Source organism: Dietzia timorensis, assembly GCF_001659785.1.
GTDB classification, from domain to species: Bacteria; Actinomycetota; Actinomycetes; order Mycobacteriales; family Mycobacteriaceae; genus Dietzia; species Dietzia timorensis.
This window is the reverse complement of the sequence record NZ_CP015961.1, coordinates 3,260,780-3,276,156: the sequence shown is the minus strand read 5'-3', so window position 1 is coordinate 3,276,156 and position 15,377 is coordinate 3,260,780. Positions and strand designations below refer to the sequence as shown.

The window sequence follows — 15,377 nt, the reverse complement described above, 5'->3', positions numbered from 1 at the left end:
CACATCCGCCACGTCCCGCGAGCGGGCCGAAGCGACGACGACGTCCGAGCGAGACCGCGCTGTCGACGACGATCCGGCCCCGAGTAGGGAATCGACCGTGACGACGAGCCAGCGCGCCGAACGGCGCGCACAGCGCTCCGGCCGGATGGGCGCCGACCACCGGTGAGTGCTCGGGAGTCGAACCGGCGAATGCTCGCATTGGTCGAGCGAACCGTGCCCGGTGTGCGCCCGGCGGCCCTGCGCTTCGTCGCCCGGCGCGCGACGTTTGCCCGGTCACTCGGGCTGCTCACGTCGTTCCCGCTGGAACAGTCGGATCCCGAGGTGTTCTATCGCGGGCTCGCAAGGGACACCCGCGAGCTACTCGACGACCTGCACCGTGGCGTGCGTGGCGAGTCCGCGCGCCTGGCCGGGTCGACGGTTCTCGACGTCGGCGGAGGGCCCGGCTATTTCCGCGACGAGTTCGCCGGGGCCGGAGCGTGGTACGTCGCGGTCGAGCCGGACACGCGGGAGCTGTCCGCCGCGGGGATCGAGCACCGCGATGTCGTCCGCGGATCCGGAATGGAATTGCCCTTCGCCACCGACAGCATCGACATCTGCTTCTCGTCGAACGTGGCCGAGCACGTCCCGCAGCCGTGGACGCTCGCCGAGGAAATGCTGCGGGTGACCAGGCCCGGCGGGATCGTCGTCCTGTCGTACACCCTGTGGTACGGGCCTTTCGGCGGCCACGAAATGGGTTTGACGCACTATCTCGGCGGGGCGCGGGCGGCGCGGATGTACGAGCGTAAGCACGGGCACCGTCCGAAGAACTACTTCGGGACCTCGTTGTTCAAGGTCGGCTGCGCCGAGGGGCTGCGCTGGGCGCGGTCAGCGGACGCCGAGGGGCGGGCGCGATTCCTCGCCGGATTCCCGCGCTACCACCCGTGGTGGGCGTGGTGGTGCACTCGCGTACCCGGAATGCGAGAGGTCGCGGTGTCGAATCTCGTTCTCGTGCTGGAAAAGACTGCGAAAGGCGAGAATTAGCCGACGCGGTAGCCGACCCCGCGAATCGTCTGCACCTTCTGCTCGCCGATCTTGCGGCGAAGGGAGCGGATGTAGACGTTGACGATGTTCGAACCCGGGTCGAACTCCATTCCCCATACGCTCTCGAGCAGCTGGATTCGGCTGATCGTCTCGCCTTTTCGGCGCATGAGCAGCTCGAGCAGCGCGAACTCGCGGTTGGTCAGCTCGACGATCTGACCGTCGACCTCGACGCGGCGCGTGCGGATATCGAGGCGCAACCCGCCGTGCTCGATGATCGACGTCGAATCGTCGCCCGCGGACTCGTCGTGCTCCTTGAGCCGTAGACGGACCCGCGCGAGGAGCTCCGGAACGCGAAACGGCTTCGACATGTAGTCGTTGGCGCCCGATTCGAGGCCCTCGACCGTGTCGTCGATGCTGTCGCGGGCGGTGACGATGATGACCGGCGCCGCGAGGCCGCGCTCGCGCTCCACGCGCAGCAGCTCGAAACCATCGATGTCCGGGAGACCGATATCGAGGATCACCAAATCGATGTCGGAGATCGACGACAAGATGGCGCGGGCGCTTTCGCCGTCCGCGGCCTCCAGAGGTGTGTACTCGGCTTCCGAAAGTGCCTTGACGAGCATTGAGCGGATGAGCTCATCGTCCTCGACCACCAGGATGCTTTTCACCTAGTGTCCTCCAAAATCGACTTGATCGGGTCCGCCGCGTGGGCGCTGGACGTCCATGCCGCGCTATCTGAACTTCGCACGAGCATAGACGACGCCGTCGGCGGCACGCTTGAATGCCATTGCTTCAACTATAAGACCAGATATTACGGATATCGGGACATTTACGTTGTCTCATTGCGCACTTGCGGGCCGAACGAGCGGGATAGTGAGGGCGAAGTAGGCACCGCCGTCCGGGGCATTCGCGGCGCCGGCGGTTCCGCCGTGCGCTGCGGCGATCGTCGACACGATCGCCAGTCCCAGGCCCGTACCGGCCCTTCGATCGCGGAGCTGCCCGCGAGCCGTGGCGAAACGTTGGAAGATCAGCTCCTCCTGGCCCTCCGGTATGCCGTTGCCGTGATCGCGGACCCAGAAGTGGATTTGCGGTCCGTCGTCAGGGGCGGTGAGTCCGAGGGGGAGGGGCTGTCCCTCGGCGTAGATGCGGCAACCGATCTCGATGCGGCTGTCCGGCTCGGTGTAGCGAACCGCGTTGGAGGCGAACTGCAGCAGAGCCTGGGTGATGCGCTGGCGGTCGAGCCACGCGGTGCACTGCGCCTCGGGGCGCACGTCCCATATTCGGTCGGCGACCACCTCGGCCTTCATCTCGACCTCGAGGATGAGTTCTTCGAGCTCGGTGGCCAAACGGCGCAGGAAATCGGGGCGGCGCGAGCGCGCGAGGAGGAGTAGATCCTCGACGATACGGGTCATTCGGGACAGCTCGTCCTGCACCAGCAGGAGCGTCTCTTTTCTTTCTTCGGGTTCCTCCGGGAGGATGTCGAGGTAGCCCTGGACCACCGTCAACGGGGTGCGCAGCTCGTGGCCGGCGTCGTTGAGGAACTCGCGCTGGGTGTAATACGCGATCTCCACTCTGTCGAGCATCGCGTTGACGGTGAGAGCGAGCTCGACGAATTCGTCCGCTCCCGAGACGGGCACCCGCCGCGAAAGATCCTCGGCCGAAATGCGTTGTGCGGCGTGACGCACTCGGCGCACCGGGCTGATCACCCAGCCGGCCAGCACCCACGACAGCAGCGCGGTGACGACGAGACCGACGGCGAGCGCGTAGAGCACCAGCTCCATCACCCGTTGAATGTCGTTCTCGGCCGAATGCGGGCTCACCGCGACGAGCAGATTGGCGTCCTCGTCCTTGCCGGTGACTGTTACCTTCGCCCAGCGAATCTCCGAGGCGGTGACGCCGGAAGAATCAGGGCTGTTGAGCGCCAGATTCAATAGGGCTGCGCGTTCTTCCAAGTCGAAGTAGGGATCGCTTTCCGCGGCGTTCTTCGCCATCGTCATCTGGGTGCCCGAGTCCTGCGACGTCGCAATCATGATCTGGTCGTCCTGCGGGTACTGCTGCGACAGAAATGCGCGCATGATCGCGGTCGTCGACGCCGAACCGCTCGACGCCAGCTCGCCGGCGCCGCTTTCGACGTAGCTGATGAAATCCTCGACCTTGCGCTCGATGAGCTGGTTCGTTTCGCGCTGCTCCGTAAGCCGCAGCAGCTGGAATACGATGAGCGCGACGACCGCGAAGACGATGAGCGTCGTCAGCGAGATGCCGAGGACGATGCGCAGGCGCGCCGAGGACCACCAGCGGCGGCTGTGCGGCGCCTTGCTGCGCTCTATCCGGTAGGGCATGAGTTCAATTGTGACTGTCGCGGGCCGGACGGGGAACGGAGACCGCTGAATTCTCGCCGCAACACGCCGATTCGGCGCGCTAGATACGTCCCCAACCGGTACACGTCCAGCGCGGGACGTCCTCGTTGAGCGAAGGATCCCCGTTGAGGAAGCCGCCGAACTTGGTCCGCTCCTTCGGGTTGGTGAGCTCCCACGAATCGTAGGTTCCGTCGAAGCGGACGGTGGAGACCTTATCGATAGCGCGGTCGCCGTCCTCGTCGCTATATACGGTCAATCCGCGCTCGTCCTGCAGAGTGACAGCCTCCATGAACCCGTCGCCGTCCATGTCCGCTTCCGGGTCGCCGATGTCGAGCACCTCACCGGACAACGGGATACGGAAGCTGAGCGAATCGGCCGAAGCCAGAGACAACTTGTCGAGCCCGCAGAGGACGGGGTCGCCCGCGGGCGTGGTCAACGGATAGTTGACGCCATTGCCGAGGTGCTCCTCGCCGAAGGGGTAAGCATCGAAGAAGTCGCTCATTACCGTGGTCCTGTCGTTTCTGGTGATCCGCTGTGGATGGAATGCCGGAGTGCGGCGATGCGTTTCTCGATTTCCCTGACCCTGTGGCCGCTGTCGTAGGCGAAGGCATCGGTGATCGCCGCCTCCGCATGCAGGAGCTGCTCGGAGACGACGAGTTCGATCTCGGAACGAAGCGCGGCGAAATGCTCGACGGTTGCGGCGGTGAGATGGCTGCGCAGCGCGGCCACGCGCCGGGCGCGCACGCCGAGGGAACCGAGCGCCGCGCCCGCGGCCAGTGCGAGTGGGATGATGAGCGCCATCGCCGCCCACGAGCCGCCGAACGGCACGGCGACGAGCCGACCGAGGCCGGCCCCTCCGGCCGCGCCCATGAGCAACATGATCGCCTCCTCCCCGCGGTGCACCGGAGGTCGACTGAAACGCAGCCGAAGCTGTGCGGACGTCTCCGCGGGTGCGTCCCCATCCGAGCCGAGATGTCGCCGACGTAGCTGCGTCGCCTCCGCCCGGGCGTGCTCGCTAAGGAGCCGGGAGACCTTCGCCGATGCGGAGTTGATCGACTCGATCGAATGCTCCAACTCGCCCCGCCCCGACGCGGCGAGCGCGTTCTTCGCATCCGTGGCGAGCTCGCGCAGTTGCCGGGACACCAGGGCCTGCAATCCGACCCGCGCCGCATGGGATTGCTGCCGCAGAACCGCCGAACGCGCCGTCACCGACTCGGTTCTGGCGCGTTGTAACCAGTCGAGCGTTGCCTGTGTCTCACGCGCCTTGCGAGCGGCGTCCTGCGGCGCGGATGCACCACCGGGTATGACGCCGGACATGCCCCGCCCACCGCGGCGGGCGCGTTCCCGCGCGGCGCGAAGCAGCGCACCCGTGACGTCCGGCGCGTCCAGCCCGGCCGCGGCGGCGTGCGAACCCCGCCCGGGAGCCCACAGCAGCGGTGCCGCGATATCGTGTTCGCGCAGCTGAGTCGTGATGGTGTCCGCGGTATTCGCGAAGTCCGGGTAGCGCTCGGCGCGAACCAGCACCACTGCCACCGGGAGCTGACCGGCGAGCGCGACGATCGCCTCCATGTCGTCGGGGCGGATCGGGCAGATGAGGTCGACGGCGACAAGCACAACATCGACGGCCCCCGCCGGTACCGCCGGTGCAGGCGCCCCAGTGGCGGCGTCCCCGAGGGTCTCGGTGACCTCGGCCGCGGTGTGGGCGCGCAACTCGGCCGCGAGCTCGCCGGCGCCGCAGTCGCGCGCGCCGAGAACAGCGACGGCGAGGCCCGCGTGGGGGAGAGGAGCGGCGACGTCATCCCCCTGGGCGGGTACTGGCGCCGTGTTGATGCCGGGGACGGTATGGGCGGGATTTTCGGTGGTGGGCGCGCTCATGAGGCGCCCTGCCGTGCGAACGGGGCGTTGTGGGCGAGGGTGGACAGCTCCGCGCTGAGCGCCTCGGCTACATCGCGCGCGCCAAGGCCATCGCAGTCGCGATCCAGGCGCAGAGTCGCCACTGCCAGGCGCAGCGCGGGGACCTCCGCTGCAGCCTCGTCGACGAGGCTGCAGGCCTGGTCGAACCCCGTCGAGCCGGGGGCGCACTCGCCGACGGCGACGAGACCCTCGGCCCACGCCGGGCGTTCCTCACCCGCCCAAGTGTCCGCGCGGGTGGCGACCACAACCGCTGGATGGCGGCGGGGACGGCGCAGCCACTGCAGTTCGTGCCTGCACGGGGCGGTGCACCACGCGAAAAGCTCGATGTCCGGCACCGTCGCCGGTAACGTCCGGTTCGCGTCGACCACCTCGCATCGCACGTCCAACGCGGTCTCCAGCGCGGCCGCGAGGCGGCCTCGTCCGGCGCCGGGACCGCCGACGACGCGCACACGAGGCGGCGCTTCCAGTCCGGACGCGATTTCGGCGAGCAGCCGCCCGTAGCGCGCGTCTGCCGAGATGGCGCCGCGGGGAGGTGCGCCGAGGGCCGCGGCGTGCCGCCGGATGAGGGCGGAGGCCGCGGCGGCGAGAGCGCCGGTTTCGGTCATGGGAACATCGAACCGCATCGGCACCGAGTCATGGGGGCGCTACATTTTCTCGGTCGGCGAGGCACGAGGATTTTGGCGCCAGCGCGCACTTGTGGACACAATGCCACGGTGAGTGACACGGCAGATGAGCAGGCGAAAACCACCGGCGAGGGCGACGACGTGCGCGCGGCCGGGAGCGACAACGATTCCGCGGCGGTGACACCGGACGACGACCGTAGGCTCTTTCCGCGCGTCACCGCATACCGATTCCGCCGCGGATCGATGCGCCCGGGGCAGCAGAAGAACTGGGAAAAGTACTGGTCGACGTACGGGCGCAACGTCGCAGACGAAGTGGTCGACCGGCAGGAGTGGTTCGGCCGCGAGGCTCCGCTGATCGTCGAGATCGGCTCCGGCACGGGTACCTCGACCGCCGCGATGGCCGAGGTCGAGCCCGATAAGGACGTTATCGCCGTAGAGGTGTACCAGCCGGGCCTCGCACAGCTGCTCGGCCTCGTCGTGCGTGGGGAGCTGGAGAATGTGCGCATGATCCGCGGCGACGGCGTGGACGTGCTCACCAACATGATCGCCCCCGCCTCGCTCGCCGGGGTGCGCGTGTTCTTCCCGGACCCGTGGCCGAAGGCGCGCCACCACAAGCGACGGCTGCTGCAGCTCGGCACCTTCGAGCTGATCGCGTCCAGGCTCGCCCCCGGCGGTGTTCTTCACGTCGCGACCGACCACGTCGATTACGGGGAATGGATCGACGAGGTCGGCAACAGCGCGCCGAGCCTGTCGCGGATCTCCGAATCGGAGATTCCCGATGCGATTCCATTCACCACCGAGCGGCCGGTGACGAAGTTCGAGGGCAAGGGGCTCGACGAGGACCGCGTGATCCGGGAATTTTTCTGGCGCCGGCGAATCGACGCCGAATCGACGGCCATGGGGAGCTAAAGAGCTGGTAGGTCGCCGTAAACGCGCAATGTGGCGGGGCCGTGAACGGCGGACTCGGTAGCGTCGGAGCGAGTCCGCATGTTTCATCCGGGGCGGTAGTGGCCGATAGATTGGGTAGTCGGTGCATGATCCGCCGCCCGGCGGCGGCACCGATTCGAAGATATTTGCTCCCGCACGGGGGCCATTGACACCCATAGTGCGCTCATTACAAAGAAATCGGCATTCCTTATGAATAGACCTGAAAATCTCATGCCCGGGAACACCGACGTCCCGCCCGCCGATCCGTCCGCCCCGTCCGTCGGGGCCGCCGGATCGGACGTCGCGGCAGGTGCCGCTTCCGACGTCACACATGATCCCGATTCGGACCAGGGCGTGGTGCTGCTGGTCTGGGATGCCCCGAACCTCGACATGGGGCTCGGCGCGATTCTCGGCGGCCGGCCGACCTCGGCCTACCGTCCACGGTTCGACGCGCTCGGCCGGTGGCTGCTCGGGTTCACGGCGGACGTGTCGCGGCGCACCCGGCAGCAGTTGGTCACCGAGGCGACCGTGTTCACCAACATCGTGCCCGGGCAGTCTGACGTCGTGCGGCCGTGGGTCGAGGCCTTGCGCAACGTCGGCTACGCGGTGTTCGCGAAGCCGAAGAGCACCGAGGACTCCGACGTCGACGAGGACATGCTCGACCATATCGACCGCATCGCCGACGAGGGACGGCTCGCGGGTCTCGTCGTCGCGTCCGCCGACGGACAGGCGTTTCGCGAGCCCCTTGAGGAGCTCGCCGAGGACATTCCCGTCACGGTCATCGGGTTTCGCGAGCACGCGACGTGGGCGACGCAGTCGGAGGTGCTCACCTTCGTCGATCTCGAGGACGTCGACGGGGTGTTCCGCGAGCCGCTGCCGCGCGTGAGCCTGGAGAACCTCCCGGCCGAGGGCGCCTGGCTGCAGCCATTCCGCCCACTGTCCACGTTGTTGTCCGCGCGCTGAAACAAGCGCACACGCAAGAAGAATCAACCCGTAAGAAGGCCAGGTTTTGTTTAACGCATGGGGACGAACGGTCGCGGCGAAGCGCGGAGTCGTACTGGTGGTGATGGTTGCGGCGATGATCCTCATCGCCGGCGCAGGCCACTTGTTCGGCAAGGAGTTCACGCAAGGCGGATTCGAGGATCCCAAGTCCGGCTACGCGACCGCCGAGCAGATCGAGCAGGACGCCTACGGTCGTGACGCCATGGGCGATGTCGTCGTGCTCTACCACGCGCCCGGCGGAAACGTCGACGACCAGGGCTTCCTCGGTGACGTCTCGAGCTCGCTCGAGCAGCTGCAGCAGTCCCACCCCGACGACGTCATCGGGGTCACCAGCTACACACAGAACCAGTCGCCGCAGCTGGTCAACCGCGACGAAGGCTTCATCGTCGCCTCCGTGCAGCTCGCCGGTTCCGGCGACGAGGTGCTGCCGCACTTCAAGGCGATCGAGGACGACCTCGGCGTCGACGGGGCCGAGACGCAGGTCGGTGGCCTCCAGGCCGTGGCGGGAGCGATCGACGAGGGGATGACCAACGACCTCAAGCGGGCCGAGCTCATCGCGCTGCCCCTGGTGTTCGTGCTGCTCGTCGTCGTGTTCGGTGGGCTCGTGGCCGCCGCGCTCCCGGTGCTGGTCGGCGTGCTCACCATTCTCGGTGCGCTCGGCCTGCTGCAGCTGCTCGGCATCATCCACCCGGTCAACTCGTTCGCCAACAATGTCGTCACCCTCATCGGGCTTGGCCTCGCCATCGACTACGGCCTGTTCGTGGTGTCCCGCTTCCGCGAGGAGATGGCGGCCGGATACGCCCCGCCCGACGCGGCCAGACGCTCGGTCGCCACCGCCGGACGGACCGTGGCGTTTTCCGCGCTCATGGTCGGTGTCACGCTCTCGGGATTGCTGCTGTTCCCGCAGGAATTCCTCAAGTCCGTGTCCTACGGCGCCATCGCGGCGGTCCTCCTCGCCGCACTGCTGTCGGTGACCTTGCTTCCGGCCGTGCTCGCGATGCTCGGCCATCGCGTCGACATGCTCTCGGTCCGCAAGGTCCTCGCACGCTTCATTCCGCGCCTGCGCGAGGACTCCGGGCCGCGCAAGGCCGTCGCCCCGGGGCAGGAGCGGGGCTTCTTCGCGCGCATCGCGGCATTCGCCATGCGCCGCCCCGTGATCGTCACCATTCCGATCGTCGTGGTGCTTCTCGCGCTCATCGCCCCGTTCTCGGGCGTCAAGTTCGGCGGCATCAACGAGACCTACCTGCCGCCGGACAACGACACCCGCGTCGCGCAGGAAGCCTACGATTCGGCGTTCCCCGAGTCGCGCACCGACCCGGTCAAGCTCGTCGTGACCGGCGCCGATTCGACCCAGCTCACCGAGATCCGCAACGAAGCGAACGACGCGCCCGGGCTCACCGGCACCTTCCAGTTCGCACGCTCGGGCGAGACAGACGAGCAGGGCCGCGATGTCACCGTCCTGCAGGCGTCCATCGTCGATCGAAACGACGCGGACGAGACCGTCGAGTACCTGCAGAAATTCCCGATCCCCGACGGCACCGAGGTGCACGTCGGTGGTAACCCGGCGCTCGAGTACGACTCGATCCAGGCCCTCATGGACGGCCTGCCGTGGTTCGTCCTCTACGTGTTCGTCGCCACCACGATCCTGTTGTTCCTCGCGTTCGGCTCTCTCGTGTTGCCTATCAAGGCGGCGCTGATGAACCTCCTCGGGCTCGGCGCCACGCTCGGCGTGCTCACGTGGATCTTCGTCGATGGGCACGGAGCGAGCATGCTCGGCTTCACCCCCGGCCCGCTGACGTCGCCGGTCGTGGTCCTTCTCGTCGCGATCATCTACGGACTGTCCACGGACTACGAGGTGTTCTTGCTGTCGAGAATGGTGGAGGCGAAAACGCGCGGGGTACCGACGAACGTCGCGATCCGCTCCGGCATCGCGCGCACGGGCCAGATCATCACCTCCGCCGCGCTCATCCTCATCGTCGTCACCGGCGCGTTCGCGTTCTCCGAGATCGTGATGATGAAGTACATCGCCTTCGGCATGATCGCCGCGCTCATCATCGACGCGACCGTCATCCGCATGCTGCTTGTGCCCGCGGTGATGAAGATGCTCGGCGAGGACTGCTGGTGGGCGCCGCGGTGGATGAAACGCATCCAGGAGCGCGTCGGCCTGTCCGAGGCAGAGCTCGACGACGAGGAGCACCTCCTGCCGAGCCAGGGCCGCGCCGAACTCGACGGACGTAGTGGCCAGGCCGCGCACGAGGATGGCGAAGCCCACGGCGCCGCCACCGCAGCAACCACCTCCACGCATGACGACGGAGAGATCGATACCGCCCCGGAGGTACCCGGATACCCGGGTGCGAAGGACCACGCGTCCGCGGAGACGAAGGCACCCGCCGCCGAGGCCAAGCGCCCGTCGATCAAACGACGCAGCGTCGCGCGCTCCTACGCTCCCGGGGCCGCGCAGCAGCCCCCGGCCGCCGGAACCCCGGCGGCGACGTTCGCCGCGAGCCCGTCCGCCGAGGTCGCAGTCGACTCGTCGACCGGGGGTGCGGAGTTCTCGGCGCCCGAAGCGCCTGTGGAGGACGCCGTCTCCGGCCGGGAGAATCCGGCCGCGGGCGACTCCGATCGCTACGGCCGCCATGCGGGCCGCGATGAGTCGATTTCGGCCAAGGACCTGATCGCACGCGTCCGCGAGGAGAGAAAGTAAGTTCGCCGTCATAAATGCGGCACTAGGGAAGCAAAAGGCCCATTGCCCTCCGGAATATCCGGGGTGGGGACCGTTAGGGTGAGGGAATGACCGAGACGAGCCAGCCCGTGAGTGTGCTCCGCCGCATTCAGCTGGTTCTGTCGAACCCCTGGGTCAAGACGATCCTCGCGTTCGCGGTGCTCGGCCTGCTCGTGTTCTGGCTGCGCGACCAGATGCCGTTCCTCGCCGAGGGCTGGCACGCGGTGCGCAACATCCACTGGGGTTGGCTCATCATCGCGCTGGGATTTTCCTACCTGTCGATGTCGAGCTACGGCTCCGTACAGAAGACGCTGCTGGGCTCGGCCGGGGTCAAGGTGGGGTACTGGGACAGCGTCGGGCTGATCTTCGCCGCGAACGCGATCGCCACGTCGATCCCGGGCGGGCAGGTGTTCTCGGCGACCCTCACCTACCGGCGCACGCGGCAGTGGGGCGCGACGCGGGTCATCGCCTCGTGGCAACTCGTCATCTCCGGCGTGCTCGCGACCATCGGCATCGTGGTCCTCGCGCTACTCGGGTTCTTCCTCGTGGGCGCGGTGTCGAACCCGATTCTGCTCACGCTGTCGGGGATCGCCCTGTTCGCGGTGATCTTCGGAGTGCAGTGGGCCGCGCGGCACCCCGACCGCATCGAGAGCGTCGTGATGACGGTGCTGCGATGGATCAACGGCAAGCGCGGCAAACCCGCGGACCACGGTTCGGCGAGCGTCAAGTCGATCATCGACCAGGCAGACGCCGTCGACCTGAGCCGCCGCCACCTCGGTTCTGCGTTCTTCTGGTCGCTGCTCAACTGGGTCGCCGACATCGGCTGCCTGTGGGCGGCGGCCGCGGCGGTCGGCGCACAGCACTCCATCGGCGGACTCGCTATCGCGTACGTCACCGGCAAGGTCGTCGCGATGGTTCCGGTCACCCCGGGCGGGCTCGGCACGGTCGAGGTCACGCTCATCGGCACGCTCACCGCCGGCGGCATGCCCGCCGACCTCGCGCTGGCCACCGTGTTCGTCTATCGCGTGGTGAGCTACTTCCTCGTCGCCGCCGCCGGCTGGGTGGTATTCGTCCTCTTCTACCGCAGCGCCACCGACATCGACCCGGACGTCGACGACCCCGCTCCCGGCGCGCGCGGCGGCACCGGACGCGGGGACGCCACACGCGCCACCACCTCCTCCGCGACATCCGTAGAGGACGAGGAGGTCGCCGGCCTCGAACCGGAGGCCGACACGACCATCCCGCCGCTGGTCGACTCGGTCCGCCATTCCGCGGTCGAGGTGAGCCGCTGGCCGTTCAAGGGCCGCACGTATTCCCCCGTGCGCCGCTCCGGCGAGAATGACGGCGGACACCCGACGCCGGGCCATGGCGGCACAGGGCTCACAGGAAACGACAAAGATCCGGAGGTACGACCGAGATGACGACCCAGAACCCCCGTCCCGCACACGGCGCCACAGGGCAGGGCCTGTGGTGGATTCTCGTCGTCGACGTCATCGCGGTGCTCGTGTTCTCCGTACTCGGCCGCGGCGCCCACAACCGCACCCCCGGCATCGCCGGCGTGTTGGAAACCGCCTGGCCTTTTCTTCTCGCGCTCGCCGTCGCGTGGATCGTCCGTCTCGTGTGGAAGTCGGGCCCCGCACCGCTCACGATGGCGACCGCCGGCTACCTGTGGGCTGTCACGCTCGTCGGCGGGATGGTCATTCGAGGCCTCGCGACCGGACGCGTCCCGCACTGGTCGTTCATGATCGTCGCCGCTATCGCGATGGCCGTGCTGTTCTTCGGCTGGCGCGCCCTCGCGGGGCTGGTCAATCGCCGCGGCGAGCGCTGAATCCGCGGTATTCCCGCCGTACTCGGGAAATTCTGCGCACCGGGGCCGCCCCGGGTGGGACACTTGAGCGATGACCTCCACTTGGAAGCCCAAACGTGACTTCGGGTCGATCCTGCTGGGCTCCTCCGGCGAACGTGGCCTCGCGCGCCGAATTCGCGTCCAGGTGCTCCTGACCTCCTCGCTGGTGGTGGCCAACCTCATCGGCGCGCTGTGCGCCATCGGGCTCGCAACCGTCGGTATCCCGCTGCCGTCGATCTTCTTGCCGCATCTGTGGTGGGTTCATTTCATCGCGCTGCCGATCTACGTGGGCATGGCGTTCATCGTGGGCATCGGCTGGGGCACCTACAGCGTCACGCGCGAACTCAAATGGGCCAATGAGGATCGTGCCCCCACCGCTCGCGAGGCCAAGCGTTTCCGCCGGGCACCCCGCACGCTCGTTCGTCTTCAGGCACTGCTCTGGGCGGGTGCGGTTGTCACCTTCACCCTGATGTACGGCATCGGAGAGCCGGATCTCATTCCCAAGGTCTTCTTCGTCGTCGCCATGAGCGGCGCGGTCGTCGTCGCGATCTCGCAGTTGCTCATCGAATTCTCGCTGCGCCCCGTCGCCGCGCAGGTCATCACCGCCGGGTACCGCCCGCGCCGCCGCGGAGGGGTCCGCACCCGGACGGTGGTGTCCTGGCTCGTCGGTTCGGGTATCCCGCTGGTCGGCATCATCCTCGTGATGTTCTTCGGCACCTTCCGCTACGAAACATCCAAGATGGATCTCTTCGTCGGCGTCATCGTGCTTGCGGCGATCGCATTGTCGACGGGGTTGTTGCTCACGATCTTGTCGTCCACCTCGGTCACCGACCCGATCCGTAGCGTGCGCAACGGGATGGAGGCGGTCGCCGATGGCGACGTCGACGTCGACGTCACGGTCTACGACGGCACCGAGCTCGGCGACCTCCAGGCCGGATTCAACGCGATGGTCGGGGGCCTTCGCGAACGCGACCGGATGCGCGACATCTTCGGTCGCCACGTCGGGCGGGACGTCGCCGCCGCGGCGCTCGATACCGATCCCGAGCTCGGCGGGACAGAGCGCACCGTGGGAGTGGTGTTCGTCGACGTCATCGGCTCCACCTCCCTCGCCGCCGAGCGCAGCCCCTCGGAGGTCGTCGAGGCGCTCAACACGTTCTTCTCGGTCATCGTGGGATCCGTCGAATCGCATCGCGGCCTGGTCAACAAATTCGAGGGCGACGCCGTCCTCGCCATTTTCGGCGCGCCCATCGCGCTCGACGACAGCGCAGCGGCCGCCCTCTCGTCTGCGCGTGAGATAGCCCATCGTCTGACGTCGGACGTGCCGTATCTCTCGGCGGGTATCGGGGTCAGCTATGGACGGGTGGTCGCTGGGAACGTCGGCGCGATCGAGCGCTTCGAGTACACCGTCATCGGCGACCCGGTGAACGAGAGCGCTCGTCTGTCCGAGCTCGCCAAGCGTGACCCGACTCGGCCACTCGCATCCGGCCGTGCGCTCGAGGCCGCCGACAGCGCCGAATCGCGGCGCTGGGAGGAGGCGGAGACGCTCACTCTGCGCGGCCGTTCCGAGGACACCGTGGTCTTCGCCGCGCGCAACTCCGGCGCCGACGAGTAGCGCGCCTGGTGCCGCACCAACGACGGCGGCCCCCTTGGATCACCCATCCGCCGGGGTCGGAATCACCAACCCGTAGGGAAGGGCGCCAGGGGGCCGCCGGGCTATGGAGCTAGCTGATCTCCACGGACTTGAGGACATCTTCTGGAAGTCCGCCGAGGAGGCTCTTGAGCCAGTCGACGTCGGAGCTCACTCCGGAGGACCCGACGCCGAAGATGCTCGAAGGCAACACGATCTTGATCGGCAGCGTCACGCCGGCGGGTAGCGAGCCCTCCGGAATCGGCAGCTTCGGAATCGTCAGCGTGAGTGGCTTATCGCCCGAATCGGCGCCTGAGCCGGATCCGCTTTCCTCGGTGCCCGACTCGTCGCTCGTGGTCTCGTCGGTTCCGGTTTCGGAATCGCCGGACTCGGACTCGGACTCCGACTCGCCGGGCGTGTCCCCACCGGACGGCGCCGGGGTGTCCTGGGCGCCGGAACCCACGGATCCGACCATCTTGTCGAGCTCGGACTTCGAACCGTTGAAGACGTTGAGGTCGACCGGGGTCGGGAAGCCGTCGGCCTGGCCGTCGTTGCCGGCGTACTGCCAGAACGTGAACGAGTCCCAGCCGCCGATCTGCGGTGAGGTCGGCTCCTGCTGACGGTATTCGGCGAGCCACAGCGGGTATTCGGAGAACTTCTTCGTATTCGCCATCTGCACCAGCCAGAAGGACTTATAGGTGTACATGATCGGCGTGCGGCCGGTCTTGTCCTCGAGGCGGTCCATGAACTCCTGGACCCACGCCGCGAGCTGCTCGGCGTTCTTGCCCTCGTCGAGCTCGAAGTCGAGCACGGGCGGAAGCTGCTCCCCGCCGACCTCGAGCACCGACTCGGCGAACGCGTCGGCTTGTGCCGTGGCGTCCATCGCGGGCCGCGCCTTGTGATAAAGCCCGATGTGCAAGCCGGCCGCGCGAGCACCCTTGACGTCGCTGTCGAGGTTGTCGTTGCCGGGCTCGGTGCCCTCGGTGGACTTGATGAAGGCGAATTCCTTACCGCCTGCGGCGGCGGCCTTCCAATCGATCGAGTTCGGGCTCGGATGCTGCCATTTGGAGACGTCCACGCCCTGCGGCTTCGAAGCGAGGTCGGAATTGATGTAGTCGCTGGGCTCCGCGACGTTCCGTACCTGCTGACCTTGGGTGGTGACGGCGAGGAACGCGGCCACCAGGACGGCGACGGCGGCGAGAACACCTAGGGACACGAGGGTGAGCGGCCGTCGGCCGTCACGCTGGCGATAAACATACATGCACACCAGTATGCAGTAATTCAATTACGTCACACAAGACACAATTCACAACGTTCTTCACAAACATCCCAATCGAAA

The 15,377-nt window shown here is 67.4% G+C and carries 13 protein-coding genes; 7 read left to right on the top strand and 6 right to left on the bottom strand.

Going from position 1 to position 15,377, the window contains the following annotated elements; genetic code table 11:
* Positions 1-189 precede the first annotated feature (189 nt).
* Positions 190-1,020 carry a class I SAM-dependent methyltransferase gene (locus BJL86_RS15120; RefSeq protein ID WP_067478442.1) on the top strand — a complete coding sequence of 277 codons (831 nt, stop codon included), beginning with the start codon at positions 190-192 and terminating at the stop codon, positions 1,018-1,020.
* Here the strand turns inward: BJL86_RS15120 and BJL86_RS15115 are convergent.
* The 5 genes from BJL86_RS15115 to BJL86_RS15095 all read right to left on the bottom strand — a co-directional run bounded on the left by BJL86_RS15115 (position 1,017) and on the right by BJL86_RS15095 (position 5,896).
* On the bottom strand, positions 1,017-1,688 hold the full coding sequence (locus BJL86_RS15115; RefSeq protein WP_067478445.1) for a response regulator transcription factor: 672 nt from the start codon (positions 1,686-1,688) through the stop codon (positions 1,017-1,019). The genes BJL86_RS15120 and BJL86_RS15115 overlap by 4 nt on opposite strands.
* A gap of 171 nt (positions 1,689-1,859) precedes the next feature.
* The gene (locus BJL86_RS15110; protein WP_067478448.1) at positions 1,860-3,359 is read right to left on the bottom strand and encodes a sensor histidine kinase; all 1,500 of its coding nucleotides are present in this window, start codon (positions 3,357-3,359) and stop codon (positions 1,860-1,862) included.
* Positions 3,360-3,438: 79 nt separating this feature from the next.
* The gene (locus BJL86_RS15105) at positions 3,439-3,879 is read right to left on the bottom strand and encodes a DUF6802 family protein (RefSeq protein ID WP_156515475.1); all 441 of its coding nucleotides are present in this window, start codon (positions 3,877-3,879) and stop codon (positions 3,439-3,441) included.
* Positions 3,879-5,252 carry a hypothetical protein gene (locus BJL86_RS15100; protein WP_075845076.1) on the bottom strand — a complete coding sequence of 458 codons (1,374 nt, stop codon included), beginning with the start codon at positions 5,250-5,252 and terminating at the stop codon, positions 3,879-3,881. The genes BJL86_RS15105 and BJL86_RS15100 overlap by 1 nt, the downstream gene beginning before the upstream one ends.
* Positions 5,249-5,896, bottom strand: a complete 648-nt coding sequence (locus tag BJL86_RS15095) for a hypothetical protein (protein ID WP_156896135.1) — start codon at positions 5,894-5,896, stop codon at positions 5,249-5,251. The genes BJL86_RS15100 and BJL86_RS15095 overlap by 4 nt, the downstream gene beginning before the upstream one ends.
* 108 nt (positions 5,897-6,004) lie before the next feature.
* On the opposite strand from BJL86_RS15095, the gene trmB reads away from it, so the two are divergent.
* The 6 genes from trmB to BJL86_RS15065 all read left to right on the top strand — a co-directional run bounded on the left by trmB (position 6,005) and on the right by BJL86_RS15065 (position 14,023).
* Entirely contained in the window at positions 6,005-6,823 is an 819-nt protein-coding gene (gene trmB / locus BJL86_RS15090) for a tRNA (guanosine(46)-N7)-methyltransferase TrmB (protein WP_414836064.1), read from the top strand.
* Positions 6,824-7,072: 249 nt separating this feature from the next.
* Complete coding sequence (locus tag BJL86_RS15085) at positions 7,073-7,804, top strand: NYN domain-containing protein (RefSeq protein WP_067474123.1); 732 nt, start codon at positions 7,073-7,075, stop codon at positions 7,802-7,804.
* A gap of 46 nt (positions 7,805-7,850) precedes the next feature.
* Positions 7,851-10,547, top strand: coding sequence for an MMPL family transporter (locus BJL86_RS15080; protein WP_067474120.1), 2,697 nt, complete (start codon positions 7,851-7,853; stop codon positions 10,545-10,547).
* A gap of 86 nt (positions 10,548-10,633) precedes the next feature.
* Positions 10,634-11,986, top strand: a complete 1,353-nt coding sequence (locus tag BJL86_RS15075) for a lysylphosphatidylglycerol synthase transmembrane domain-containing protein (RefSeq protein WP_067474114.1) — start codon at positions 10,634-10,636, stop codon at positions 11,984-11,986.
* On the top strand, positions 11,983-12,393 hold the full coding sequence (locus BJL86_RS15070; protein ID WP_082908469.1) for a DUF3054 domain-containing protein: 411 nt from the start codon (positions 11,983-11,985) through the stop codon (positions 12,391-12,393). The genes BJL86_RS15075 and BJL86_RS15070 overlap by 4 nt, the downstream gene beginning before the upstream one ends.
* 70 nt (positions 12,394-12,463) lie before the next feature.
* Complete coding sequence (locus BJL86_RS15065; protein WP_067474112.1) at positions 12,464-14,023, top strand: adenylate/guanylate cyclase domain-containing protein; 1,560 nt, start codon at positions 12,464-12,466, stop codon at positions 14,021-14,023.
* A 109-nt stretch (positions 14,024-14,132) separates the two neighbouring features.
* Here the strand turns inward: BJL86_RS15065 and BJL86_RS15060 are convergent, their stop codons facing one another.
* On the bottom strand, positions 14,133-15,299 hold the full coding sequence (locus BJL86_RS15060) for a glycoside hydrolase family 25 protein (protein WP_067474108.1): 1,167 nt from the start codon (positions 15,297-15,299) through the stop codon (positions 14,133-14,135).
* Positions 15,300-15,377 lie beyond the last annotated feature (78 nt).

Coding starts and splice junctions, on each gene's coding strand:
- BJL86_RS15105 (WP_156515475.1), bottom strand. CDS start 3,879: ATGAGCGACTTCTTCGATGCTTACCCCTTCGGCGAGGAGCACCTCGGC.
- BJL86_RS15100 (WP_075845076.1), bottom strand. CDS start 5,252: ATGAGCGCGCCCACCACCGAAAATCCCGCCCATACCGTCCCCGGCATC.
- BJL86_RS15060 (WP_067474108.1), bottom strand. CDS start 15,299: ATGTATGTTTATCGCCAGCGTGACGGCCGACGGCCGCTCACCCTCGTG.
- BJL86_RS15075 (WP_067474114.1), top strand. CDS start 10,634: ATGACCGAGACGAGCCAGCCCGTGAGTGTGCTCCGCCGCATTCAGCTG.
- BJL86_RS15120 (WP_067478442.1), top strand. CDS start 190: ATGCTCGCATTGGTCGAGCGAACCGTGCCCGGTGTGCGCCCGGCGGCC.
- BJL86_RS15110 (WP_067478448.1), bottom strand. CDS start 3,359: ATGCCCTACCGGATAGAGCGCAGCAAGGCGCCGCACAGCCGCCGCTGG.
- BJL86_RS15065 (WP_067474112.1), top strand. CDS start 12,464: ATGACCTCCACTTGGAAGCCCAAACGTGACTTCGGGTCGATCCTGCTG.
- BJL86_RS15095 (WP_156896135.1), bottom strand. CDS start 5,896: ATGACCGAAACCGGCGCTCTCGCCGCCGCGGCCTCCGCCCTCATCCGG.
- BJL86_RS15070 (WP_082908469.1), top strand. CDS start 11,983: ATGACGACCCAGAACCCCCGTCCCGCACACGGCGCCACAGGGCAGGGC.
- BJL86_RS15085 (WP_067474123.1), top strand. CDS start 7,073: ATGCCCGGGAACACCGACGTCCCGCCCGCCGATCCGTCCGCCCCGTCC.